The organism is Flagellimonas abyssi (genome assembly GCF_019457905.1).
In the GTDB taxonomy this organism is placed as follows: domain Bacteria; phylum Bacteroidota; class Bacteroidia; order Flavobacteriales; family Flavobacteriaceae; genus Flagellimonas; species Flagellimonas abyssi.
The window spans coordinates 1-23,675 of record NZ_JAHZSV010000054.1 but is presented as its reverse complement, the minus strand read 5'-3'; the positions used below and the strand labels follow the sequence as shown (position 1 = coordinate 23,675).

Sequence of the window (23,675 nt, the reverse complement as noted above, 5' to 3'; positions counted from 1 at the left end):
TTTCATCCGCCGCAGGTGGTATACTATGCCCGTTTTTTGCAAACAACAGCATTTCTAAGTTTGGTACTCTTGTCCACGACGTTAATGGCACATGTAGGTAACTCCGAATGCAACAAGGGATGCACCACCCTATCGATACAGGATATAACATTCATCGAACCAGAAGAGGAAATCCATCTTGGTTTTGACACTGCGCCGTACCTGCCCGAAGGTTTTGACCCCTATGAGGGTATGGGGACCGTTGAGGACAGGATTCCATTTATCGAAGAAGAAGTGGAAATCCATCTTGGCTTTGATACTGCCCCCTATTTGCCTGAGGGGTTTAATCCCTACGAAGGTATGGTATTCGATATCGACGAAATAGAGGTAGTGGAAATGGAGGAAAACATAGAATTGGATTTTGATATCCAAAGGTATCTCCCTAAAGGTTTCAATGCACTTGCCAAATAAGGGTGCAAAAATGGTCCAATCCCTCCAAGGCCTTCAATCTACATTGAAGGCTTTTTAATCTACGGGGACAAGAACCGGAGACCCTTCAAGTTAAAATTGCCGTAAATTTGAATCGTTCCGAACAACAATGATTTCCATGGCCTTAAAACATGTCAAACAAGCCACCATAATCAAGATAGCCTTGCTGCTTGCGATATTGGCATCCCTCCCCAAGACCATCTTCCTATACGACATGATCAGTCAGGGCAATCTTGACTTTTCAGGGCTACAGATCAAAGACCTGCCTTACCGCCTTGTTTTTATCTTCCTATTCTCCTGGGCCATATTGGAATTAAACGCCAACATCAGCTATGCCAGGTTCAAGTGGTCGACACCGGTGCGGATAAGTGTCCTGTTCTTGGCAAATATTGCCATCTTTTTGATGGCCCTTACCTTGTTCAAGAATCTATATCCAATTCTACTGGACACAGAAATGACGACCAGGGACAAAGGTTTTTCGAACTTTACCTTTGGCAATTTGTTGATCGCATTGTTCTTTATCGGAAGGATCCTACGCCTACAGGCCGACAAGCAAGAAAGTAGGATCGAGAACGAACATCTTAAACAACAGAGCCTCCAGAACGAACTAATGGCCTTGAAAAACCAAATCGATCCGCACTTTTTGTTCAATTCCCTCAATTCATTGACCTCACTCATCCGTGATAACGAAAAGGCCACACAATTCGTTCGGAAGTTATCCTTTATGTACCGTTATATTTTAATGAGCGGTGAAAGCGATCTTGTAAGCCTTAGGGAAGAATTAAAATTTCTGGAAAGCTATACCTATCTGATTCGCACAAGGTACCGTGACCGTTTTAGCATCGATATACAAATAGAGGATGTATTTCTACAAGAGGAAATTCCACCATTGGCCTTGCAATTGTTGGTCGAAAATGCCGTAAAGCACAACGAGATCTCGGAAACAAATCCTTTGGAAGTGAAAATTTATTCAAGGGAAGGCTCGATATTCGTCGACAACATCATGAGACCGCGCACCACTATTGGCGAAGGCACCAAACATGGACTCTTGAACCTCAAGAAAAGGTACATTCTTGTCTGCCACAAAGAAATCACGGTACGCACCGAAAATAATATCTTTAGTGTGGAACTCCCTGTAAAAACAGCAGCATGAAGGTAGTAATCGTAGAAGATGAATTGGCAGCAAGTGATAATCTTGCCTATCTGCTACACGCCATAGATGATGATATTGAAATTCTAAAAGTACTTGATTCGGTAAAATCTTCGGTGGAATATTTTTCAAAGCCCCATGAGGTGGAATTGATCTTTATGGACATCCATCTTGCCGATGGTGTCTCGTTCGAAATTTTTGATAAGGTAACCCTAAATGTTCCGGTGATTTTCACAACTGCCTATAACAAATACGCCTTAAAAGCATTCAAGTTCAACAGTATCGATTATTTGTTAAAACCCATAGACAAGGATGAGTTATCGGACGCACTGGAACAGTTCAAGGTGCAGAACAAACAGAAAGGGATCACCGACCACCAAATAAAAGACCTGATCGATTTGGTCGGTAGGAAGGCCAAGACATATCGGTCTACTTTTTTGGTGCACAATCGTGACGAAATGATTCCCCTAAAAACCAAAAAAATTGCTTATTTCAGAATTGACACGGGAATTGTAAAAGGGATTACTTTCGATAATAAATCGTACAGCATGGACAATAACCTGGAAGATATCGAGGAGGAATTGGACCCCGAGCTCTTTTATAGGGCCAGCAGACAGTTCATCATAAACCGTGAGGCCATTGTGAACATCAAACAATACTTCAACGGCAAACTCATCGTTGTGGTGAATCCTGCTTGTGATAAGCGGATTGTAGTAAGCAAGGCCAAGGCAATCGGATTTAAAACATGGGTGGGTTCTTGATTCATCGCTCCCTCCCAAAGGCCGCCTGTCCTTTTGGACCATACCCATACTTCGCCTACCTATCAGGTATTCGCATGCCCTCTGGGATCATTTAAACAATCGAAAAGAAAAACACCATAGAATTTAAAAAATATCAAATGGCTCCCGAACCCATTTGCGCAATCTGATCACAAGTACCCGAAACAGCCATTTTAGGTGAAGACTCGTAGTATCCAAAAAAGAAGATTCCCTTGATAAAAAAAGGAGGGATCTGTTTCCAGATCCCTTCATTTATACAAATCAATCCTTCAATACCTCGGCCTGCTGTTCCAGAACCAAGATCCTTTCCTTGATCCGTGCTTCACGCTTTTGACGATTTTCGGCATAGGTTTCTTCAATGACCGAGATCTTATCCTTGTAGAAGGATTGCATTGCCACATAGAACGTTTGGTTCGTCAGATCATTGGTGTGGTTGCTCTCCCCAAGGTGTACCTGTCGGGTCAACAGGAACCGTAGTAGTTTGTATAATGTCTCTTTCTTGAAGTTTTGTTTGAACTGGGCCACAATCTCCTCTCTGGATAACTGGGAATCATCTCCAAAAAAATCCTCAAAATGTTCCCGTTGGTTATGCCAACCCAGATTGTTTTCGAACAAGGAGATGGAGATGGCCACCATTTCATCAATCGACAATGCCTTCTTTTGGTCAATATAATCGGTCTCCCGAATCATCTCAACCACATCTTTGAACTGGTTGTTGTTCTCAATCTCCTTTTTCCGCAGTTCCCTCGTATTGATCTTGATGATCTGTTCCGCGGGAGTACATTCCGACATCTTTCTTTTCTCCAATGACTTGACATCTGAACCTCTATCATCGGATTCCTCTCTGATTTTTACATAAATGGCTTGGGTCAAATAGGAATCCGGTTCCAGTAGAATACCCTTTCCAAACCCATGATCCATGGCATTGTCCCATTTCTCCTTTTCCTCAGTATAGGATTCCAAGGCCTCGTCCAGGAACTTGGTCAATTCTTCCTCTGTGTATTCATAGTGCCGGTGCTCCTCTTTAATGCTTTCCATGGTAGGCCCAACAGGCTCCTTTAAAATGTCCAGTTCATTGGTCAAATGCACCTCAAGACCCTCTTTTTCCATTTGGGCCATGATCCATTGATTGCGCTCCTCGTCCACCCAATATTTGCTAATGTCGGGCACCAGTTTCAATCCCTCCTTTTTCACACTTTTCAAGAGTTTCATAAAAGTCTTGGTCTTTTTGTTCTCAAAGCAGGATGTCCGGGTACAGACCATCTTTCCTTCCCCGAATAGGTTCCCTTGGTTGGCTGCATTAAAAGGGCAGACATTACATGCACCGGCTTTGGGTACCAAGGTCTTGTCGGTCACATCAAAACAGGCTTTGGTCAAATCAAAGCTCCGGTTATCAATCATCCGCTTGACCCGATGTTCCTGAAAATCCCCTTCCATGCTTTCCAGCATCAATTTTTGCTCTTCCGACTCAAAAAGGGCCACGGCCACACCAAGGCCCAGGGTCATCTCCCCTCTTCTGACAAAGGTCTTGAAACCTTCAATCAATCCTGCCAATTTAACCCGTTGTCGAACATAATTTTCAGAGCGGCCCAAGCGTTGGGCAATCTCAGTAGGTTCATATCGGTCCAAGAGAAACTGGATGGCCTCGGCCTCCTCTGTGGGTTCCACATCTTTCCGTTGCAGGTTCTCAATGATCTGGACTTCCAGTACTTCCGTATCGACATAGTCCCTTACCATGGCCGGGATAGTGGTCAATCCTACCAATTTACTTGCACGAAACCGCCTTTCACCCATAACAATGATATAGCCGTCATCAGATTTTCGCACCGTGATCGGCTGCAAGACCCCATGTTGGGCAATGCTCTGTGCCAGTTGGTTCAGACTTTGGTCATCAAAGGTTTTTCGGGGTTGCCCGGAATCGGGGGATACCAATCCGATATCCAACATTTGGATCTGTGGGATGGTTGTTGCATCCCCGTGGGTTTTGGACTTCCTTGGTTTGGATCCTTGCCCATTGTTCACTTTGCGTGTCGCTCTCTTTTTTGTTCTTGTTTCCATGATTCTTGGATTTTTGATTAAACAATATTTGAGCGGACACCAAGCGGAAGACAAAATTTTGGAGCGGCAAGGAAACGGAATAAAAAGTGACCCCAAGAAACGGCTTTATGCCGTCCCTTGTCCGAGAATATTTTGCGAGCTTAACTTTCGATTAATATTGATTAAGGATATTAAATACATTTTTATAGAAATATAGGAACAATACCTAGGCCAATATTCAGGGGAATTTTGGGGACATATCCATTTTGGATTACCAATCCAAGGCTCGAATCTTTTCTTGCAATTCCAACAATCGTGTTATGATATGTTCCCATGGAAGGGACTTACCAACAAACATACTTGACCTCATTTCGTCATAATCGTTCCGATATGCGTCCAGCACATTTTCAGGTGGTATTATCTGGATTCGTGATGGAGTATGGTTATTGTAGTCCACCCCTCTTACGGAGGAAAAAACCCTTCGATGTTCAACAATATGGAGGAACAAATCCTTTTCTTCCAAAGCCTTATGGGCATGATGGGTGTCCATCAACCGTTCCAGGTCATAAAGGTGCCTACTCAAACGGTCCACTCTTATATCCGCTTTTTGCCACTCTTCATGCAATAGTAATATTTTCTCCCAAAAAGTACGTTTAGGCTCAACTGTTCGGACCTGAAATGCTTTATTGGAAAATGTTGAGGAAGAAAATTCATGATCTATCAAGGATAGAACAGGCACATGTTCATAAGGTTCCCTTAATGATCTACAACTGATCTCTAAAAGTATCCTTGGGCTCAGATAATCAATTTTGGCCGTTAGTGATTTGTACCCCACAAATATGCGCAAGGGGTCGGTGTCGGAGTCTTTGAAGGGTTCCACGCCTATGGAGGAAATATCCAATCTCCGTTTTGCGAGCTGTTCGGATAAATTTCCCAACAATTCCGTACTGATAAACCGGGCACTTTTTTTACGTAGTTTTTGAATTTGTGATCGAGAAAGATCACCACCCATCCCAAAGAACCCGCGATCGATGGCCAAATCGATATCCTCTGAAAACCGTTCTATCAAACTGTACCCCTTACTCAAAGAGGTACCCCCTTTAAAGACAAATGCCTCGGAATACGGGAGGGAGAACACGATATCCAATAATTGGGTCACCCACCAATCCTTCTCAACAGCAGTGGCAACAAGCCCCGTTCTTGCACCTGTCTGAACAAATATCCTTCTTTTTTGCTCGTCACTGAAATTATTGAATTCACTCATAGTAATATGCAAGTAAGTCCCCAAACAAATGGGCGATCCAAGATGGGGCCAATTTCATATCATGGTATAGGTGCTCCGGTTCCTCCTTCTTCAAATATTCCTTTATTATCGCAACATCTTCCAAGGTGACCTGGTCTTTTCCAAGTTCTTTAAGAGCCTGTATGACCAATCCACTGAATTTTCCCTTTGCCGCCAAATTCTTAGGACTGGTCTTTCTAAATTTGATTGTCCTGTTGCCAATTTCAATTTTCCTTGGAGATCCATCCGTAAGGAAAACGGCATTCAATGGGACCTGTGTGGATAGTCCAAGCAAGTTCAACGCCTGCGCTCCTGTTGGGATGATGCGTGCATTATCCCGGGCCGCTATTTGTTCTGCAATGGTCTCTATATCAGGATACAACATCCCCAATAGTTCATCATGTTCGGGATATAGATAGATGCCCCTTGCCAATCGTTCAAGAAAACCGTCATTGGTAAGGCGCAATAAGGACTTTTTGGTATTTTCAACACCGTATTTGGTTTCGAAATCCGATGGCATAATGATCCTACCCCTTCTTCCTGCTTCGATTTCTTCCTTTATTTTCTCCCTTATGGACATATAGAACTCAATAAATGTCCCAAATATATGCCTTTTTTGGGACAAAAAATAAACAATACAAGTAAATTCATATAAAAATACACACAATAAAATCATTTTTTAATTTTATGTGTGGTTATTGATTTTTATTTATCTTTGTTCCATATTCAACTAACATCATCTAAAATGGACCTCGGAAAAAGAATAAAACAATTAAGGCAGGATGCTGGGTTATCCCAACAAGCTTTTGCAGATCTTACAGGATTTTCACTTTCCTACATCCAAAAATTTGAAGAAGGAAAACGGGAAATGAAAACAAACCATCTAATCCGGTTTTCCAAAGTGTTACATCTAAAGCCCTTTGATATTATTGATGCGGAAAGCACCAATCTTGAATATCGTTCTGGGAAGACCGCCTTTTCCATGACCAATATTGAATACCGGGAAAAGCAGGAATCCCATATGGCGTTTGAGAGTGAAATCATGCAAAGCATTTCCAATGACTTTTATCGCATTATTGAGTTGGAAAACATTTTGAATGATAAAATCAAATTCAAGAATCCGGTAGAGGACATTAACATTGCCAATGGCAGTGATGTTGAAAATGCGGTAAAGATCATCCGCAAAAAGTGGAAACTCGGAAACAATCCGATTTATGATGTGATCCATTTATTAGAGAGCAAGGGCATCAAAATTTTTGAGGTGGAAAAGCAAAATGACTTTGTTGCCTTTTCAGGCTGGGCCGGAGAGGTACCGATCATAGTGTTGAACGCTGTCAATCCCGATATATCCAGACGTCGGTTTACCACATTGCACGAATTGGCCCATTTAATCTTAGATTTCGACATAGACGATCGGGATCGAATCGAGCGGTTCTGTAACCACTTTGCAGGTGCCATGTTGCTCTTCGAAGAAGTATTGTACGATCATTTCAACAACAATAGGAACGGGATAACCCTGGAAGAACTCAAAAGCATTAAGATGGCCTACGGGATATCCATTTGGGCCATCATAATTCGAGCGCTCACATTGGGCATCATAAATTGGAACACCTACAACCAGTGGAGGGAAAAATACGATCAATGGAGAGAAGATGAATCTGCCACCTTTGGTGAATACAGGGGGGTTGAAAAGCCTACCCGTTTTTTCAACCTATTGGCCAAGGGCCTGAACATGGACAACCAACAGGGCAGGTCCTTGCTATCCCCAACACAGGCAGCTGAACTTTCGGGTATGACGGTAATGGATATCAAGGATAGGTTCGGTGATAAAAATTTTATGAGAATCTAGGTATGTATACGTTCAGTGACATAGAATTATTGCTCGTTTTGGACACCCTCAAAATCTTTGAGGCGTCAAAGGACGCTTTTTATGTTACTGAAATGGTACTGGAATCCAATTGCTATAGCCAAACGGAACGAATCCGGCTCAATCGCATGGTGGAGGAGGGCAAGATCATGACTTTTTCATTGGAAAAGGATTTTTACAGGTTTTCCTGTAAACAAAGTATTCCCTTCCCAGGGCTGCATCTTATGGACCTTGCCGCCATTTACCATTGCAAATTGACCAATGGGATTCTTGTGGAAAGGAACGAACTAATCAAGGAATGTGCCGAGACCAATGGTGTCAAGGCATTGCCCGTGAATGAGATTTTGAACACAATTGTCAAAGAACAAAAAGTTATGGACTATATAAGATCGTTATAAACTAAAAAAGCTGATACCAAAAAGGCATCAGCTCTACATTTTACTCTTGAGATAAGTTTGGATTATCTTAAAAGACTTTGTTTTGATCGACATAAAGGTACCGCGAATAATTGGCACCTACAAGTCTTCCCCATTATAATCCCCCTTATCCCTCGGAGTAATAAATGGCTGCCCATCGGTAGCAAAGGCTATTTATTCATTTTTAATTCTATTCACTATGGCAAAGAACAAACCATATGGTGACAACGCGAGGAAAGGAGCGGTCAAAAATCGCACCCAAGTTTTTAATCCCAAAACAGGGCTTTATGTCAAAAGAGATTCCGGTTCCGGAAGGTTCATGGATGTTAAGGTCAGTGGCGGGAAATTCAAAGGGGTTACCGATAAGAGCAAATAATCCCCCAGCGAAACCCAATTGCTGAGAATTTGGGGCAATCCAAAATTTGGATATGAAGTATTCCATTCAAAATGACAGGGTAAGTTTATGCAATAAGGACACCTGTCTACACGTCAAAGGGGAAAGCGCCAAGGTTATCTCCTCCATGCTCACTTTGGTGACCATTGTAGTGGCAATATCCGCCATTGCAAAGGCCATCAAATGACATAATGGGCCGGATTCACGGATCCGGCCCATTTATCAAACCTTAACAGTAAATTATGGAAAAAGAAAGACTTGAATTTACCATCAACCGTTTGGACCACTATTATGATAGCGTAAACAACAAAACAGCAGTTTATATTGCACTCAACACCTTTATAACGGGAGGTGCCATTACTTTCATGACCCAGATACAGGAGCTTATGGCCAAAGAACCCTGGTTGGTGGTCAATTTGGTCGTTATAATCACTTGTGGGGTAATTAGTTTGGTCCTTTTGGCAATGGCCAGCATGCCTTACCTCTCTCCTTCCCCCATTTTTGGATCTCTATATTATTTTGGTTCCATAGGGCAGAAACAACCGGAAGAATACTTTGAACAATCCAAAAAGCAAGGGGCCAAAGGTGATAAAAGGGATTTGAGGAACCAAGTGCACATTTTATCGCAAGGCTTGAACGCCAAATTCAAAAAACTCAAATGGGCCTGTCAGCTTTTATTGGCACAGTTTGCACTCCTGGCACCCCTCACATTTTTATTAATTAAAACAACCCTAACATCATGAACATTTTCGATAATTACAAAAACGTAATCCGCAAGGCAGTTGAAAACGACCCCATAAGATCTAAACAGACCTTTTCACTGAACGAATCCCTATTGGACAGGAACCGGGAATTCTTAAGCTCACTTAAAAATGAGCTTCCCGGACGGGAGTTGTCGGAGGATATGAAAACACTGGCAAGGGGAATGGGGGTTGCGGTCACCTTTGACTACCAACCCCTGGGCAGCCATCCAGATTTCATTCACCTGAAAGGCACCGATATGGTCGAGGAGCATTGGATCATTTCTGGATTTATTGATGTCAAAAAAAGTACCCGATTGTTCAATAGATTCACCAAAGGTACCGTAAGGTTGATAACAGAGAGCATCATTCGGGCCTCCATTTTGGCCGTAAATCTCTGTGGTGGTTATGTGCACAGGGTCCAAGGCGATGGTCTCATGGTGTATTTTGGCGGAAAAAGCATCGACAAGAAAAAGGCCGTTGAAGATGCCCTTAAATCCTTTTCCATGATTTCATATTTCGTAAAAAATGATCTCAAGGACTTTTTTGAAGAGAACGGTGTCCAAGACATCCATACCCGTGCCGGATTGGATCTAGGCCATACAAATCAAGTCGATTGGTTTTATTCGGGAGTTGGTGATTCAGGTGAGGTGACCACTTGTAGCCTCCATACCAGTCTGGCCCCCAAAATGCAAGCAAATGCGGATGACAATGGGATGGTGGTAGGCCACAACATAGCAACAAATTTGGGCAGGCCCAAATATTTTGAACAGAAAACCAAGGAAATACACGATTATGAAGATGGTAGGCTATACCATCAATATAATTTTGATTGGGAACGGTACTTGGTAGATATCGGGCTCGCCGTCCAGAACCATGCCGGCGTCCTTGTTCTGACCTTAAATGCCTTCCCAGATCCGAAAAGGGACAGTCGCGACCTCTATCCCATTGCATCAAAAAGTAAACCCTATTTCAGTAGATGTACACAAGGAAATTAAATGAGGATATTGAACGGTTCCTTGGGTCATACTTTCGGTTCGAGATTGTTCAAAGCCCCCAAAAGGGCTACGTGGCCCTTGGCGGCCAAATAGCGGTCTTGGATGGGAAGGATAGATTTTGGGGTAGCTTTGATGTTCTGATCTTGGTAAACGAAACAGAATACCCTTATACCATTCCCGTTGTCATAGAGCAGAGCATGGTCATCGATAGGGATTGGAATCTTCACATTTCAAAAGACGGGGAATGTTGCCTGGACATACCCCATAAACTCCAAAAATTAAAAAGGCAAGGAATTGTTCTGGAAGATTTTTACCAGAATGTCATTTATCCTTTTTTTGCCAACTACCATTTTAAAAATGCAACCGGCGCCTATGCCAATGGAGAATACAGGCACGATTTTGACGGAATTGTCCAATACTATCATGAAGCGTTTCAATTGGCAGATTTTGACCACATTATCGCACTGCTCGAAACTGCCCTAAATGGGAATAAGTATGAACCGAACCGAACGTGCCGGTTTTGTGGGGGATCAAAATATAAAAAGTGCTGCAGAAAGATTGTCTATAAACTAAAGTCAATCGAAAAGTCTCAATTGAGACTAGACCTACAACTATTCAAGCAATATCCTCCAAAAGGGGTACTTTCATAATATCCCCTCCCTCCTATTTCCCCTAATCAACGATGGGAATAAGATTTGTATCAACTTTGAGTTCAGTGGATCTCAGCCTAAGATGAATCTCTATTTTCAAATGGACTGCTCTTTTTTACATTACTTCGTTTGGCCAAACCTTCAGGATCCAATTGCCAGGTATGTTAGAGCCAGTTTTATGTGCAGGGCTTAACGTGCCCCGCAAAAGCAAGAAAGTGGTAGGAAACAGTTCGGAGTGGTCTTTGATATTTAATAATAATATTTTGACAATCCGAAAAACCACAGGTGTTCCCAATTAGGGGAACAAGGAACCTATCAATTAGGTTATTAAGGGCAATCCATCCTTTGATAGGGCAAACTAGGAATTTACACATAGTAAGGATGGAAAGAACAAAATGATTCTGAATTTCCAAACCGCAGAAGTACTTCTTTCCAAGAATTTCGAGGTATATTCAATTCCATTTCGTAAGGAGTGTCCCTTATCCTGGACATAGACATCGATCTCATTAGATCAGTATAGAAAATATGAACCATATATTTTGTCGCATATTTAGTAAACATTTGCGACAAAATAATGGTATTGACCATAGGGTTCTTTTGGTATCCCATACAATAACAATCAAGTATTACAGCACATTTACCAAAGTATGACCATAAATCAATGCCATCAATCCCAATTCATCTTAATCGTCAATTGCACCATTTTATCACTAATGGAAAACAGCCATTCAAGCTGTCCCCAAACCAAATGGGCCTCTTGAAGATTACGTTGGACCCCTATATCCATAGGCATTGGGGGTTTATCCTGTAAAAGATCGGAAATGGACAATTGCTTGTTAAAAATCGTGATGGTTTTTCCGTTAGGATTATAAATGTCCTGTTTTTCTCCCTTTAGGGAATTGAGCACTTGTTCCAAGTTTTGTTTTATTGTATTCATAGCAGCCTTGAACTCTTCGGATGCCTCTGTAGTGCCATGATGTTGGATATAGGTGCTCAAGGAAGCCAGGGAAGCCAAGAATGTATGGTTCAGGACGACCAGCTCATATATTTTGTCCATTTCCCTTTGTTTGGATTTGGGTTCTTGCGTCATGCGCTGAAACGCTGAACTCAAATTGGAGGTTTCCAAAAACGCATCCTTCCGGGCAATCTTATAAGAAGTAGGCACATCCCCCTTCTGTATATAGTACGTTTCAATAGAAGTTAAAAACGCTTTGATGGCATTGACGCTTTTTTCGACACTCTCCCTCATTTCCACATATTCCCAGCTGGGCCACAACGTCAACATGGACAGATAAGAAAGACCGGCCCCGACCAAGGTATCCAGTATCCGGAATTGTACCACTGATAGGACATCGGGCGTAAGAATGGCATAGATAAACACCACGCTCAGGGTAATAAAAGCGGCTGAAGTCCTATAATTCCTTTGTACCATGGCCAAGGCTATGATCAATGATACAACGCCCATGGCACCATATGCATAAGGGTTTGTCACCAAGAAAATAAGGCCCAAAGCAAAGGTACCGCCGATAAGTGTTCCTATGATCCGATCCTTGGCACGGGTCTTTGTAAGGCCATAACTCGGCCTCATGATTACGATGATCGTCAATAATATCCAATACGGATTTTGGAACGTAAAGAAGGAGCCCAATGCATAACCAACCATTACAGCAACGGACAATCGCAAGGAATGCCTGAATATCAAGGACTTAAAACTGAGATTTCTTGCCAATAATTTAGGATCATAGTCCTGAGATTCAACAAAGCGTTTGGCCTCCTTTCTATCGATGAGCTCGAATTCCGACGTATCCGAATCGCCCAATAATCTTTTGATTCGTTTCAATTTCTCAAATTGCTCCTTGTGATAGGCCAATATGTTTTGGATCATTAAAAATTCTTCATAATCCCCTAGATCGCCCCATTCTGAAATCCTTTGTGAGATATCGTCAAAAGATTGCCTCAATACATTATTCTTGGGTAGTTTGGCCTTATCGTTCCCTGCCTGATCAATTAATTTTAATTGTAGGGACATTTGAAAAATCAATTCCTGTAAGGCCGTAATGTATTGGGGATAGTCCTTAAAGAGCTTGTCCACCTGATCATAATTGACTGGATTGGAAATCGCCGTTTCCAACATCCCGACCAATTCGGTGAAGATCAACAGCCGTTTGTCCAGATAGTTGGATCTACCCGAACTTCTGCGGGTAAGGATCAATATCTCACGTAAGGTCCCATGGTTTTCCGTAAGTTCGCCCTGGAGTTCAAGCAGTCTTGATTGCAACTGTTTTCGGTCTGCTTTTGGATCCACCAATTTTCCCCGTATTTCCAAAAATTCTGCGGTGAGAAGGTAGGTTTCGGAAAGAAACTCCTCGGTCTCTGCCCTTGGATATATGATACTCCAAAGCTTTGCCAAGATCAAATACCAGATACCTCCCAACCCTATCAATAGGGCATATTGATATATCTCCAATTCTTTGGAATCATGGGCAAAACTCAAGACCAAGGCCATGAGACCGGAAAAACTGATAAGTGAGGCCCGGAAACCATATACTGAGATAAAGGCAATGGTAAATGTGAGCAATCCCAGTATAGGAAGCAATAGCAAAAGTTCAAAATGTAGGTATCCGCCTATAAAGCTGACCAATGTGACCAATATTGCTGAAATCAGGATGCCTACCGCTTTCTGGTAAAAGCTTCCACTTACATCGCTTGGGGAGCTCCACAAAGCCCCAAAACAAAGGGCCAAACCAATCTCAAAATACCCGGATCGTATCCCTAATATAATGGGTAAGGTAACCGCAAAGCCCACAAGAAAGGCCCTTGAAAAGCTGGTACTGCTCAAAAAATGTTGTGATTCCTTTAAAATTTCAGAAGGGTTGGGAACAAATGGCTTCAAGGTTTCATTCTTAAGCGACAAAGATAACCCTTAACCTTCATCCTTTCATCCCCACAAGCCAATTCCAAAGTAAGCACGGGCTTAAGCCACGGTTAAGAACGTTGACCAATCACAGGAACGGAAAAATAAGATGGAATGTTGGTTTTCTGCAAGTGCAAACCCCCTTCCCTTTACAGAAAATGGAAAATTATGGCCATACCCATTGGAGAACCAAGCAATGGAATATAAGATGGCTTCTTCCATAAAAAGAATGAAACAGTCCTGAACTAGTTTAGGTTTTTCCTATAAAAAGGATAACTTTATCTTATTAATGGTTTTTTGCCTACCTATTTAATTATTAATAGTTTCAATGAAAATTCAAAAAAATCAACCAAAATGAAATCGATTCTGAAAATCCTTTCAATTGTTCTACTTCTGTCAGCGTATGGTTGCTTTAAAAGCAAAAAAAAGGTATACACTAACACAGAGGATATTCCTGTTCATAGGGAAATGAAAGCGGAATTGACCGCTCCACCGAATGTTCCTAGGCCCGTAGGGGAAAGAAAGGCCAAAAAACTTATCGTTGAAATGGAAATCCTTGAAAAGGAAGGCGAATTGACCGATGGCGTAAGGTATGTGTTCTGGACTTTTGGGGGAACGGTACCTGGGAGCTTTATCAGGACAAGGGTCGGTGACGAAGTCGAATTCCATTTGCAGAACCACCCGGACAACAAGTTGCCCCACAATATTGATCTGCATGCCGTTACCGGTCCCGGGGGTGGAGCGGAGTCCTCTTTTGTTGCACCAGGGCATGAAAAGGTATTTTCCTTTAAAACCCTGAACCCTGGGCTCTATGTCTATCACTGTGCGACCGCACCAGTGGGTATGCACATCGCCAATGGCATGTACGGTTTGATCTTGGTGGAACCTGATGGCGGATTGCCTTTGGTCGACAGGGAATACTATATCATGCAAGGGGATTTTTATACCAAAGGGGCCAATGGTGAGCGTGGTCTACAACCTTTTGATATGCAAAAAGCCGTTGATGAAAAAGCAGATTATGTGGTCTTCAACGGAAATGTGGGCGCCTTGACGGGCGATAATGCCATCACTGCAAAGGTTGGGGAAACCGTTAGACTGTTTGTGGGCAATGGTGGTCCTGGTCTGGTGTCTTCTTTTCATGTTATTGGGGAAATATTTGATAAGGTACATGTGGAAGGAGGTGATTTGATCAACGAAAATGTACAGACCACTATGATCCCCGCAGGAGGAGCCGCCATTGTAGAATTTCACGTCAATGTTCCAGGAACCTTCATCTTGGTGGACCATTCCATTTTTAGGGCGTTCAACAAAGGGGCCTTGGGCATGCTGAAAGTGGAAGGGGAAGAAAATGAAAATATTTATACCGGTGAGCAATATGATGGCATCTACCTGCCTGAAGGCCCTGGAATACAAGAAATGCCAACCACTGATGGCGTAGTGGAATCGGAGATTCCAGCCCAAAATTTTGAAGAACAGATGAAGTTCGGCAAGCAGATCTATATGCAAACTTGTTTTGCTTGCCATCAGGCAGAAGGTCAAGGTATTCCCAATGCTTTTCCTCCATTGGCAAAATCAGATTACCTAAATGCCGATGTCAATCGGGCCATCGGCATTGTATTGAATGGAAAAACTGGTGAAATCACTGTCAATGGCCAAAAATACAATAGTGTCATGACAAGACAAATGCTCTCATCAGAAGAAATCGCCAATGTGCTCACCTATGTGTATAACAGTTGGGGCAATAATAAAACAGTGGTTACCTCGGAAATGGTCAATACAATAAAAAACAAGTAGTTAAAACCAGCATCATGTTTGCGATTCCCTTTAGGGCAGTATTTGTCTGTTTGGTCTTTCAGACGTTTGGTTTTGCCCAGACAGATGGTATGGCAAGTATCAAAGGAGGTCGTTACATCCCTTTGTACGGAAGGGATTCATCCTTAATTGAAGTCCAAGATTTTGAACTGGACGCCTATCCCGTGACCAACGGCCAATTTTTACAGTTTTTGAAGGATAATCCTAAATGGCAAAAATCCAATGTATTGAAACTTTATGCGGACGAAAACTATTTGCGCCAATTCAAAAATGATACGACCCTCAACGATACTGAAAATCCCAATAGCCCTGTAACCCATGTATCCTGGTTTGCGGCCAAGGCGTATTGTGAATGTCAGGGAAAACGATTGCCCACCATAGATGAATGGGAATATGTGGCAATGTCCGACGAAGTTACAGCCGATGCCAGAAAAAAAGCCTCTTATAATCAAAAGATACTCTCATGGTACGAAACGCCCAGGACCGATGAGAGATCCATCGGCAAAACACCTAAAAATTATTGGGGCATATATGACCTGCATGGTTTGGTCTGGGAATGGACCCTGGATTTTAATTCTGTCCTGATATCAGGAGAATCCAGAAAGGATGTGGATAGGGACAGCAATCTGTTCTGTGGGAGCGCGGCCATCGGCGCAACAGATCTCATGAACTATGCGGCCTTTATGCGCTATGCATTCAGGGGAAGTATTAAAGCTAGGTACAGTATTAAAAATCTTGGATTTAGGTGCGCGAAAAATAGTACGGAAACCCTCTAAAAACAAAAACATGAAACCCTATCTAATTGCATTGATCCTATCTTTGACCCTTGGGGCCTGTAGGAACAACGATCCCGGGAAAGTGGATAAAGACTTTGCATATCATTGCCCAATGCAATGCGAAGGAGACAAGACCTATGGCCAAAAAGGGAGCTGCCCCACCTGTAAAATGGATTTGGTCAAAGTTGAAAACAAAACAAAAGAAAGGACTGACAGGGCCTATTCAGATATGTCCATTTACAACCTTCCTTCTACGTGGACAACACAAAATGGTACGGATATACAGCTCAAGGACCTTCAAGGTGATGTTTTGGTCATGGTCATGATCTATACCAGTTGCAAAGCAGCCTGTCCCCGCTTGGTGGCCGATATGCGAAATATCGAAGAACGCTTGCCTGAACATTCCAAGAAAAATGTGAAGATGATCTTTGTCAGTATAGACCCTGAAACCGATACCCCCGAACGTTTAAAGGCCTTTGCCCAAGAAAACCTTATGGATGGAGATCCCTGGTTGTTTTTACGTTCCACTGAAGAAAATACACGCGAATTTGCCGCTGTTTTGTCCGTAAGCTACAAGGAAATTTCACCTATGGATTTTTCCCATTCAAACATCATCAGTGTCTTTGACCCTAATGGGGAAATGATCTTCCAACAGGAAGGGTTGGGGGTAAATTCAGACAATACGGTAAAACATATAAACGCAGCGGTCGAGGCTATGTGACATTCAATGATCGAGCGCGTCCCACATGGTCTTCTGCAATGAAGGATTACAGGGCCTTATGGTACTGGGTATCAATTAATTTTTCCTTTGTTGGGATCCTATCCCACCGATATGGATATTTGATCGACCATCTTAGATCCAGCATTGGATTATTTATGTTTAGAAAAGAACAGGGGATAAAATGGCTTTGGTCCCAAAACTTCAAATACCCCTATGACCTACTGGAAAAGAACTAGCTTTATGGTAAAACCTTATGATTTTCACGATTCTTTGGGTAGAGCTTTGTTTCAAGACAAGGACATGCCAGCTTATTTCATTTATTATCTACTTATCTTTAACAGGAATTCACCGATGATTGGAAAGATAAAACTGATATACTGGAGGCGTTTGCTTAGGTGAAAGGTTCAAGCGATTATGGATATTATCAATTTAATAGTCAAATCCTGTCAACATATCGTTATGTGCAGGGCAAACGATATGGAACCCATTGCTTTTGGGAGTGGTTGTATTGTGGTTTACCATGGCAGAAAATATCTACTGTCCGTTGCCCACGTCACGGATATTGAGCATTCCGGTACCTGTATCGATACAGGACTACCGCCCGTCAATCTACAAACACCTTTGTATTCCGTGGGAAGCATGTGTTATTTTGACAGCTATAGGACCAATAAAGACCTTGAAGCGACCATAATCAAGGAATTGGAAGACCTGGATTTGGAATTTGATGAAACCTTGGAAGTGACCTTTTGTGAAATAAAGGAGGATTTTCAGATCTTTCAACCGCAATACGATTTTGGCTCCTATACCATAGAGCCTGGGCCCAAATGTTACCTCAACCTCCACGAAGCCGGTGAACCGGAAAGTGGCAAATATTATGGGTTCGCTGGTAGGATACGGTTTGGGGTCGATGGAATCCTGATCCGTAGCCAGCCTACATTGAAATTGGATTTGACCTATGTTGATTCGTTTGGAAAGTACCACATATTCAAGACCCCCGAAGTTATTACTGATGCCGACGATTACCGTGGTTGCAGTGGAGCTCCCATACTGGATGAGACCGGGAAATTGGTAGGTCTTGTACAATCCGTTGGTGAAGGGACGGACAGGATCTATGCATTTTCGATCGAGGCATGTATCAACCTGCTTGATATGGCCATAAAAACCAATCTTGTTTGATGTAATGGACCCGACTACAAAATTTAAGATAGCACAATTTATTTGCGGAGATGATAAGGACAAGCATCCAATCTATAGAAGTTCCACCTATTTGACAAGATTCTTTCAGGACTGCGGAATCGATGCCACCCACGATGGCTCTTCCCGAAATCCCTGGACCGCATCCGTGCTGGACGATCTTAACGGATATGATCTGCAAAAGGTCATCTTACGCTTGGTATCCCCAAAACTTTATGGTGGCGATAGGGCCCAAATCAAATTGGCCCTTATGACCCTTAATGAAATTTTGGCGGTGGAAGGTCTAAAGATCAGGTTCAATGGACCAGTGCCTGAATTGGTCAAGGAAACACCGAATTACAATTTTGACGATACACCCGAAGAAAGGGAACTGACTCCCCTACCTCCCCCTAACTTTGATAATTTGGGGCTGGAGAGCGGCATAGCTGAAATTTTGCTCTCCCGATGGAGGGAAGTCCAATCCTGTATAGATTCCAATGCAACGGTAAGTGCGGTTATTATGATGGGCAGTATGCTTGAGGGCTTTTTGATGGGAACAATGCAAAGGAATCCCCGGATTGCCAATTCAGCCGCCTCGGCACCAAAAAAAGACGGCAAGGCCAAACATTTTGCAGAATGGACCTTAAACGATATGATAGAGGTGGCCCATGAAGTTGGCTGGATACAACTCGATGTGAAAAAATTCAGCCATGCCCTCCGGGATTTCAGAAACATCATACACCCCTACCAACAACTGGTCTATAGGACAAACCCTGATCGGGACACCTGCAATATTTCATGGTTGGTGGTACAGGCCGCATGCAATGATATTGCAGACTGGATAAAGAAAAATGAATTTAAGGACCATAACCCGGACCATAGGTAAAGGACAAGGACATTATCATGAAAGAGATCAATCAAATCATTCATCTTACGGAATCCCTGGAAGTTGTAAAATCCATTCTACGGCATGGTTTTTTCACCTCCTACACCAAAGAATCTTTCCATGGCAACAACATCCTTATCCCGATGATCAGTTTCGCGAATATACTGTTTCGTGATATCGGCAAAGATCAAGTGGTGGATTATGGAAAGTATGGCATCGTCTTCGAGCGGGACAGCATAGTTGAAAAATTTGACCTGAACCCTGTTTTTTATGTAAAGAACCACAGTGAACTTGAGACCACCTTCAAGAATAATTTCGAAAATTCCATTGTCCCACAGATCTTGGATTTTATAAAGGACTTCCAAAGCGATACAGGGGGAAAGAATTTTTTGGACCACATCAAGATTACACCCCTAAGGGATGAAATTAGGGCACTTGTGGATTCGGTTGACAACCATGTGAATGATGCCTTTATTGATTCCATAAAAAAGATATTTGAACGCTATTATTCCAACTCCTTAAAACAGGTTTTGCTTCTGAAGCCCTATAGGGTACAAAACAAAAATGGTGAACGGAGGGTTGCCTATAATGAACGGGAATGGCGAAAGAGTTTTTTTGAACTGGCCTATATTTCTGAGCTGAACCCCAATGGGAAACCAAATCCAGCGTATAGTAGGTGGGTCAACACCCAAAAACCACATTTCACTGATAGATATGTATTGGACTTTGATTTTAACGACATCCAATGCATCTATGTCGATACGCCAAATGAGATTCAGGAGTTACAACATTTTATCGCTGATAATTTTAAAAACAAATCCATTGAGATCAATACATTGGAAGCGTTCAAGAAAAGGGAGAATACCGAAAGACCGGATGTAGGGGAATCCGACCATTACCCTTCTTCCCAAGAATAAAAAAATCAAACCATGACGGAAATTTATTCAGAAGTACTTGACTCCTTTCTGGACCGATGGGACCTGGAAACCGTAAAGCGCATGTCCATAGGTGAGTATGTCGGCATTGGCAACAAGGACACGTTTTGCCAATGGGTCGAAACTAGGACCCGATCATTGGGCAGTATCAAAGGAATGACCTCCATAAAGTTTGGGATATATGAACGTCAAAACCCGAACAAAAAGCCTAAAAATTATGCCGATGATGATACATATTCCTGGTTGAGGAGCTATGGAAGTTCCCATAAGGAAGCTTTTAAAAATATAAAACGGGATATTTTAAGGATCGTACAACTGTCGGAAAAAGGACAGTTTGGAGATTTGGACGATATTTTGCTTCCCGATCTTTTTAAATGGAAGGTTGCCTTTTTATATTCCAACGAACGTCTGATTCCAATTTTTAAAAGGGACGTACTTTTTAAAATTGCCGATCATTACGGTTTACAAACGGATAAAAGCACCACGATTTCCCAGATTCAGGAAATGATGATAGCTCATAAACCCGCCCATTTGGACGTGTATCGGTATATGAGGGTGCTCTTTGAAAAATTTGGAAGGAAAAAAGATTTGGATGAACCCGCCAAGGAACGTAATTCCACCAAGGGACGAAGAAAAAGAAAAGGGGCCTCGAAAAGGAATGTCCAGGCCCAGGTCCGGACAGTGACCCGCTCATATGTGGCCGAACAAAAACACAACAAAATCCAGGAAAGGCTCAAAGGACTGTTAATCGCGGAATTCGGGGAGGACAATGTTCTCCTTGAGGAGAATTATGTCGATGTCAAACTTATCCAACCCACTTATTTGGGATTCTATGAGGTAAAGTCCGCCTCCTATGCAAGTGAATGCATAAAAGAGGCATTGGGACAGGTTGTATTGTATTCACATCATGATGATGACCATAGACAAAAGAAGCTTTATGTTGTTGGACAATTTCCCCCAAACGAACAGGACAAGGAGTTTATAACCTATGTCAAATCCCTTTTGGACATCGAATTTGATTACCTCAACGTGGATATCGAATAAAAAAATATTCCCCATGACCTTGGACCTTGGCAGCATCGACCTTTCATCATTGATAAGGGATTCCATAACCCTCGATAACAGGACGAATCTCTTTTTGGACCTGAGAAGGTTGTTCCTTGAAAGGATATATGACGCGCTTGAAAAGAACCATATAGAAATTGGTCAGGTAAAAATGTCGGACTCCACCAAACTATTGGGAGGGGCATTTACACAAGTATCCCCGATCAAGGCGCCCAATGGCGCGCTATTGGACATAGATTTTTGCGCCAGGTACGGACATGACTTCCACAGCCTTGGCAGCATCAACTACCAATTTGGGCTGTTTTCGGCCTATTACACCTTGGAGACATTCCGGCGGAACGAAGGTTTCAGTCTCGGTAATTTCATTGTTCCCCTAAAAACAAGGGAATTTGATTTTCTGGTCAAGGAATCCGATGAAATAAAAATTGTAGGGTACTCAGCGGATATGGGTCCAAAAAAGAGAAAGCCTTTTATCGCCTTGGTCGGGGTTCACTTTGACCACCAGGCCGTTCAAAAGGTCATCAGTGACCTGATCGATCAAATGGACGATAGGCCCATTTTGGACGAAGTATGCTTCAGCACCATGTCCTACCCAATGATGTTCACCTGCAGAAAATCGGGGAAATTGTTTACCTGTACCTGTTTTGAGAACCATATTGATTGGCAACAGGACTTTTATCGTTTCACCCCCAAACTTGAGCACTATGATTTTATAAAACGTCAAATAATGGACATACGATATAAGGACGGTATTTGTCATTTGTGCACCGGTACAGTACCACAATTGGAGTATGGCAACAGTATGTACCACTCCAGTTTTTTGATCAAGTTTTTGCCCTACCAATATCTGATGAACAAAAAAAGGTCCGGAAGCATTTTCTCATTCAATGAATCGGACAACAAAGTATCGGAAAATGAATTGAGGGCGAGGTTCGGGTTCTATGGAATTGGGGAACGGTGGACCACAGAAACCTTACTATTTAGAATCCTGGATGAAATTTTCCATGGCACGGAGGTTGTGTTCCACTACCGGGGCAAAGAACTTGGGGGGCTTGAATTGGATATTTGGATCCCGGAATACAGGCTGGGTGTTGAATATCAGGGAATCCAACATTTTAAGGCCATTGAATATTGGGGAGGTACGGAAAATCTTGAACGGCAAAAACGCAACGACCAAAAGAAGAAGGAAATTTGTAAAACACTGGGATATCGATTGATGGAGTTCTTCTATGATGAAGAGATTACAAAAGACCTCGTTTTGGGAAAATTGCGCAAAGCAGGCATACAGATCAACTAAAAAAAACCAGTGCAATGCACTGGTTTTAACCAACTAACTCAAACTGACTTAGATTATCCAATACGGATTCTCTATGTGCGAAAATATAATCGGGAAACCGACCCATCGTTAATTTAATGTCAATTATCACTAATAAAAAATCTACTTTGTAGCCAACCCAATCTTATTTTTATAAATCTCCGTAGATTTGAAGGCATTCCCTTAAAATGAAAGAGGTGCCTCTTTATTTTCATATAGATTATAAGTTTTCCCATTGTCTGGACCTTGAAAACAGTGAATTTCCCAATGTTGAGGAAATCCATGGCGAAATTTATGCATATGATTGCCATGATACCCGTACAAAGGTCGGGGAGGTCCAGCTCCATTATTATAATGACTCCTTTATAGACCTTGGTTTCAATTTGTATGATGCCTTTGATAGGTCCATGGATACCATAAGGCTTGGCAATGCCATACTAGATTCTGGAACCGGTAATATCAGCATTGACTTGAAAGATCAAATAGGTCCAAGTTTTAACAACAACATCTTGGTGATCCATGAAATAATATTATTCCCCGATTTTAGGGGCAAAGGATTTGGAAAGGAAATAATATCAGGTATCATAACTTTTTTTAAGGGAAAATGTGGCTATGTGGCATTACAGAGCTTTCCCAAGCAACATGATATCAGCATAAAGGACAAACCAAGATTCCAAGAGTTTGGATTGGATCAACTGAATCCGGAATTTCATTCCGCCCAACAATCCTTGGATTCTTTTTATGAAAAATGTGGCTTTCAAAAAATCCCCCTTCAAAATGAAAGTTTTTTTATCATGAACATCGATTCCATGTAAATACCTGAAGGCCTATCGCCGATCCATTCCCATTGGGCCATAAAATAGGAATCACGTTAGGAGTCTTCCATGGCCAAATTACACTTGGAAATTAACCCAGTGGTCCATGGGACCCTAATTGTCCAAAAAGGCCGCACTAAAGATTTCCAGATCAATTCTTCAAAGGGGGCAGACCTTTCTTACCATCCCAAGATCCTTTTCTCCTTATTGGTTTTCCCTTCTTTCAATACAGTCCTCAACCCCTCCATATCGGCACTGATCTTGTCCTCAAGTACCCTGGCATAAATTTGGGTAGTTGTGATCTTGGTATGGCCCAACAATTTTGAAACGGTCGCTATGGGGACCCCATTTGAAAGTGTTACCGTGGTGGCAAAAGTATGTCTGGCCGAATGGAAGGTAAGCCTCTTTTCAATTCCAAGGCCTTGGGCTATGTCCTTGAGGTGGAAACACCGGACATAGTATACCACCTTCGCCGGAAAAGA

At 42.3% G+C, this 23,675-nt stretch carries 24 protein-coding genes; 19 read left to right on the top strand and 5 right to left on the bottom strand.

Going from position 1 to position 23,675, the window contains the following annotated elements:
• From K1F36_RS18980 to K1F36_RS18970, 3 genes are all read left to right on the top strand, one after another.
• A partial coding sequence (locus tag K1F36_RS18980) for a hypothetical protein (RefSeq protein ID WP_220115195.1) occupies positions 1-450 on the top strand: 450 nt, incomplete at its 5' end.
• A gap of 136 nt (positions 451-586) precedes the next feature.
• Positions 587-1,621 carry a sensor histidine kinase gene (locus tag K1F36_RS18975; RefSeq protein ID WP_220115194.1) on the top strand — a complete coding sequence of 345 codons (1,035 nt, stop codon included), beginning with the start codon at positions 587-589 and terminating at the stop codon, positions 1,619-1,621.
• Positions 1,618-2,379: a LytR/AlgR family response regulator transcription factor gene (locus tag K1F36_RS18970; RefSeq protein ID WP_220115193.1), complete on the top strand. Its 762-nt coding sequence runs from the start codon at positions 1,618-1,620 to the stop codon at positions 2,377-2,379. Before K1F36_RS18975 ends, K1F36_RS18970 begins: the two co-directional genes overlap by 4 nt.
• Positions 2,380-2,658: 279 nt before the next feature.
• Here K1F36_RS18970 and K1F36_RS18965 read toward each other — a convergent pair whose 3' ends face one another.
• The 3 genes from K1F36_RS18965 to K1F36_RS18955 form a co-directional block, all read right to left on the bottom strand.
• A complete protein-coding gene (locus K1F36_RS18965; protein WP_220115192.1) occupies positions 2,659-4,455 on the bottom strand; it encodes a ParB/RepB/Spo0J family partition protein in 1,797 nt (598 codons plus the stop codon).
• A gap of 250 nt (positions 4,456-4,705) precedes the next feature.
• Positions 4,706-5,698 (bottom strand): nucleotidyl transferase AbiEii/AbiGii toxin family protein, encoded by a 993-nt coding sequence (locus K1F36_RS18960; protein ID WP_220115191.1) that lies wholly within the window; start codon positions 5,696-5,698, stop codon positions 4,706-4,708.
• Positions 5,691-6,296 (bottom strand): DUF6088 family protein, encoded by a 606-nt coding sequence (locus tag K1F36_RS18955; protein ID WP_220115190.1) that lies wholly within the window; start codon positions 6,294-6,296, stop codon positions 5,691-5,693. Before K1F36_RS18955 ends, K1F36_RS18960 begins: the two co-directional genes overlap by 8 nt.
• Positions 6,297-6,461: 165 nt before the next feature.
• Between K1F36_RS18955 and K1F36_RS18950 the strand changes: the two genes are divergently transcribed.
• The 7 genes from K1F36_RS18950 to K1F36_RS18920 all read left to right on the top strand — a co-directional run bounded on the left by K1F36_RS18950 (position 6,462) and on the right by K1F36_RS18920 (position 10,781).
• Entirely contained in the window at positions 6,462-7,565 is a 1,104-nt protein-coding gene (locus K1F36_RS18950) for a helix-turn-helix domain-containing protein (RefSeq protein WP_072880358.1), read from the top strand.
• Between the two features lie 2 nt (positions 7,566-7,567).
• A complete protein-coding gene (locus K1F36_RS18945) occupies positions 7,568-7,981 on the top strand; it encodes a hypothetical protein (RefSeq protein ID WP_072880360.1) in 414 nt (137 codons plus the stop codon).
• A 217-nt stretch (positions 7,982-8,198) separates the two neighbouring features.
• Entirely contained in the window at positions 8,199-8,375 is a 177-nt protein-coding gene (locus tag K1F36_RS18940; RefSeq protein ID WP_177190043.1) for a hypothetical protein, read from the top strand.
• A 52-nt stretch (positions 8,376-8,427) separates the two neighbouring features.
• The gene (locus K1F36_RS18935; protein ID WP_177190042.1) at positions 8,428-8,580 is read left to right on the top strand and encodes a hypothetical protein; all 153 of its coding nucleotides are present in this window, start codon (positions 8,428-8,430) and stop codon (positions 8,578-8,580) included.
• 55 nt (positions 8,581-8,635) lie between these two features.
• The gene (locus K1F36_RS18930) at positions 8,636-9,136 is read left to right on the top strand and encodes a Pycsar system effector family protein (protein ID WP_220115189.1); all 501 of its coding nucleotides are present in this window, start codon (positions 8,636-8,638) and stop codon (positions 9,134-9,136) included.
• Entirely contained in the window at positions 9,133-10,131 is a 999-nt protein-coding gene (locus K1F36_RS18925; RefSeq protein WP_220115188.1) for a hypothetical protein, read from the top strand. The genes K1F36_RS18930 and K1F36_RS18925 overlap by 4 nt, the downstream gene beginning before the upstream one ends.
• Positions 10,113-10,781, top strand: a complete 669-nt coding sequence (locus tag K1F36_RS18920) for a hypothetical protein (RefSeq protein ID WP_220115187.1) — start codon at positions 10,113-10,115, stop codon at positions 10,779-10,781. The genes K1F36_RS18925 and K1F36_RS18920 overlap by 19 nt, the downstream gene beginning before the upstream one ends.
• A gap of 667 nt (positions 10,782-11,448) precedes the next feature.
• Here K1F36_RS18920 and K1F36_RS18915 read toward each other — a convergent pair.
• A complete protein-coding gene (locus K1F36_RS18915; protein ID WP_258539151.1) occupies positions 11,449-13,695 on the bottom strand; it encodes an FUSC family protein in 2,247 nt (748 codons plus the stop codon).
• A 354-nt stretch (positions 13,696-14,049) separates the two neighbouring features.
• On the opposite strand from K1F36_RS18915, the gene nirK reads away from it, so the two are divergent.
• From nirK to K1F36_RS18870, 9 genes are all read left to right on the top strand, one after another.
• Entirely contained in the window at positions 14,050-15,489 is a 1,440-nt protein-coding gene (nirK, locus tag K1F36_RS18910) for a copper-containing nitrite reductase (protein ID WP_220115186.1), read from the top strand.
• A 14-nt stretch (positions 15,490-15,503) separates the two neighbouring features.
• Positions 15,504-16,283, top strand: coding sequence for a formylglycine-generating enzyme family protein (locus K1F36_RS18905; RefSeq protein WP_220115185.1), 780 nt, complete (start codon positions 15,504-15,506; stop codon positions 16,281-16,283).
• A gap of 10 nt (positions 16,284-16,293) precedes the next feature.
• Positions 16,294-17,004, top strand: a complete 711-nt coding sequence (locus tag K1F36_RS18900; protein ID WP_258539150.1) for an SCO family protein — start codon at positions 16,294-16,296, stop codon at positions 17,002-17,004.
• 459 nt (positions 17,005-17,463) lie between these two features.
• Positions 17,464-18,180 carry a serine protease gene (locus tag K1F36_RS18895; RefSeq protein ID WP_220115184.1) on the top strand — a complete coding sequence of 239 codons (717 nt, stop codon included), beginning with the start codon at positions 17,464-17,466 and terminating at the stop codon, positions 18,178-18,180.
• A 4-nt stretch (positions 18,181-18,184) separates the two neighbouring features.
• Entirely contained in the window at positions 18,185-19,063 is an 879-nt protein-coding gene (locus K1F36_RS18890; protein WP_220115183.1) for a hypothetical protein, read from the top strand.
• Between the two features lie 17 nt (positions 19,064-19,080).
• Positions 19,081-19,980 (top strand): abortive infection system antitoxin AbiGi family protein, encoded by a 900-nt coding sequence (locus tag K1F36_RS18885; protein WP_220115182.1) that lies wholly within the window; start codon positions 19,081-19,083, stop codon positions 19,978-19,980.
• Positions 19,981-19,992: 12 nt separating this feature from the next.
• Complete coding sequence (locus tag K1F36_RS18880; RefSeq protein ID WP_220115181.1) at positions 19,993-21,042, top strand: hypothetical protein; 1,050 nt, start codon at positions 19,993-19,995, stop codon at positions 21,040-21,042.
• Between the two features lie 13 nt (positions 21,043-21,055).
• A complete protein-coding gene (locus K1F36_RS18875; RefSeq protein WP_220115180.1) occupies positions 21,056-22,360 on the top strand; it encodes a PDDEXK family nuclease in 1,305 nt (434 codons plus the stop codon).
• Positions 22,361-22,575: 215 nt separating this feature from the next.
• On the top strand, positions 22,576-23,193 hold the full coding sequence (locus K1F36_RS18870) for a hypothetical protein (RefSeq protein WP_220115179.1): 618 nt from the start codon (positions 22,576-22,578) through the stop codon (positions 23,191-23,193).
• Positions 23,194-23,372: 179 nt separating this feature from the next.
• Here K1F36_RS18870 and K1F36_RS18865 read toward each other — a convergent pair.
• Positions 23,373-23,675 (bottom strand): tyrosine-type recombinase/integrase (locus tag K1F36_RS18865; RefSeq protein ID WP_220115178.1); only part of this gene is annotated, 303 nt, incomplete at its 5' end.

What these genes read in the sequence shown, in the direction of transcription:
- K1F36_RS18895 (WP_220115184.1), top strand. Translation starts at nt 17,464, where the DNA reads ATGTGCAGGGCAAACGATATGGAACCCATTGCTTTTGGGAGTGGTTGT.
- K1F36_RS18930 (WP_220115189.1), top strand. Translation starts at nt 8,636, where the DNA reads ATGGAAAAAGAAAGACTTGAATTTACCATCAACCGTTTGGACCACTAT.
- K1F36_RS18875 (WP_220115180.1), top strand. Translation starts at nt 21,056, where the DNA reads ATGACCTTGGACCTTGGCAGCATCGACCTTTCATCATTGATAAGGGAT.
- K1F36_RS18975 (WP_220115194.1), top strand. Translation starts at nt 587, where the DNA reads ATGGCCTTAAAACATGTCAAACAAGCCACCATAATCAAGATAGCCTTG.
- K1F36_RS18970 (WP_220115193.1), top strand. Translation starts at nt 1,618, where the DNA reads ATGAAGGTAGTAATCGTAGAAGATGAATTGGCAGCAAGTGATAATCTT.
- K1F36_RS18880 (WP_220115181.1), top strand. Translation starts at nt 19,993, where the DNA reads ATGACGGAAATTTATTCAGAAGTACTTGACTCCTTTCTGGACCGATGG.
- K1F36_RS18965 (WP_220115192.1), bottom strand. Translation starts at nt 4,455, where the DNA reads ATGGAAACAAGAACAAAAAAGAGAGCGACACGCAAAGTGAACAATGGG.
- K1F36_RS18925 (WP_220115188.1), top strand. Translation starts at nt 9,133, where the DNA reads ATGAACATTTTCGATAATTACAAAAACGTAATCCGCAAGGCAGTTGAA.
- nirK (WP_220115186.1), top strand. Translation starts at nt 14,050, where the DNA reads ATGAAATCGATTCTGAAAATCCTTTCAATTGTTCTACTTCTGTCAGCG.
- K1F36_RS18935 (WP_177190042.1), top strand. Translation starts at nt 8,428, where the DNA reads ATGAAGTATTCCATTCAAAATGACAGGGTAAGTTTATGCAATAAGGAC.
- K1F36_RS18920 (WP_220115187.1), top strand. Translation starts at nt 10,113, where the DNA reads ATGTACACAAGGAAATTAAATGAGGATATTGAACGGTTCCTTGGGTCA.
- K1F36_RS18945 (WP_072880360.1), top strand. Translation starts at nt 7,568, where the DNA reads ATGTATACGTTCAGTGACATAGAATTATTGCTCGTTTTGGACACCCTC.
- K1F36_RS18955 (WP_220115190.1), bottom strand. Translation starts at nt 6,296, where the DNA reads ATGTCCATAAGGGAGAAAATAAAGGAAGAAATCGAAGCAGGAAGAAGG.
- K1F36_RS18885 (WP_220115182.1), top strand. Translation starts at nt 19,081, where the DNA reads ATGAAAGAGATCAATCAAATCATTCATCTTACGGAATCCCTGGAAGTT.
- K1F36_RS18940 (WP_177190043.1), top strand. Translation starts at nt 8,199, where the DNA reads ATGGCAAAGAACAAACCATATGGTGACAACGCGAGGAAAGGAGCGGTC.
- K1F36_RS18905 (WP_220115185.1), top strand. Translation starts at nt 15,504, where the DNA reads ATGTTTGCGATTCCCTTTAGGGCAGTATTTGTCTGTTTGGTCTTTCAG.
- K1F36_RS18890 (WP_220115183.1), top strand. Translation starts at nt 18,185, where the DNA reads ATGGACCCGACTACAAAATTTAAGATAGCACAATTTATTTGCGGAGAT.
- K1F36_RS18950 (WP_072880358.1), top strand. Translation starts at nt 6,462, where the DNA reads ATGGACCTCGGAAAAAGAATAAAACAATTAAGGCAGGATGCTGGGTTA.
- K1F36_RS18960 (WP_220115191.1), bottom strand. Translation starts at nt 5,698, where the DNA reads ATGAGTGAATTCAATAATTTCAGTGACGAGCAAAAAAGAAGGATATTT.
- K1F36_RS18900 (WP_258539150.1), top strand. Translation starts at nt 16,294, where the DNA reads ATGAAACCCTATCTAATTGCATTGATCCTATCTTTGACCCTTGGGGCC.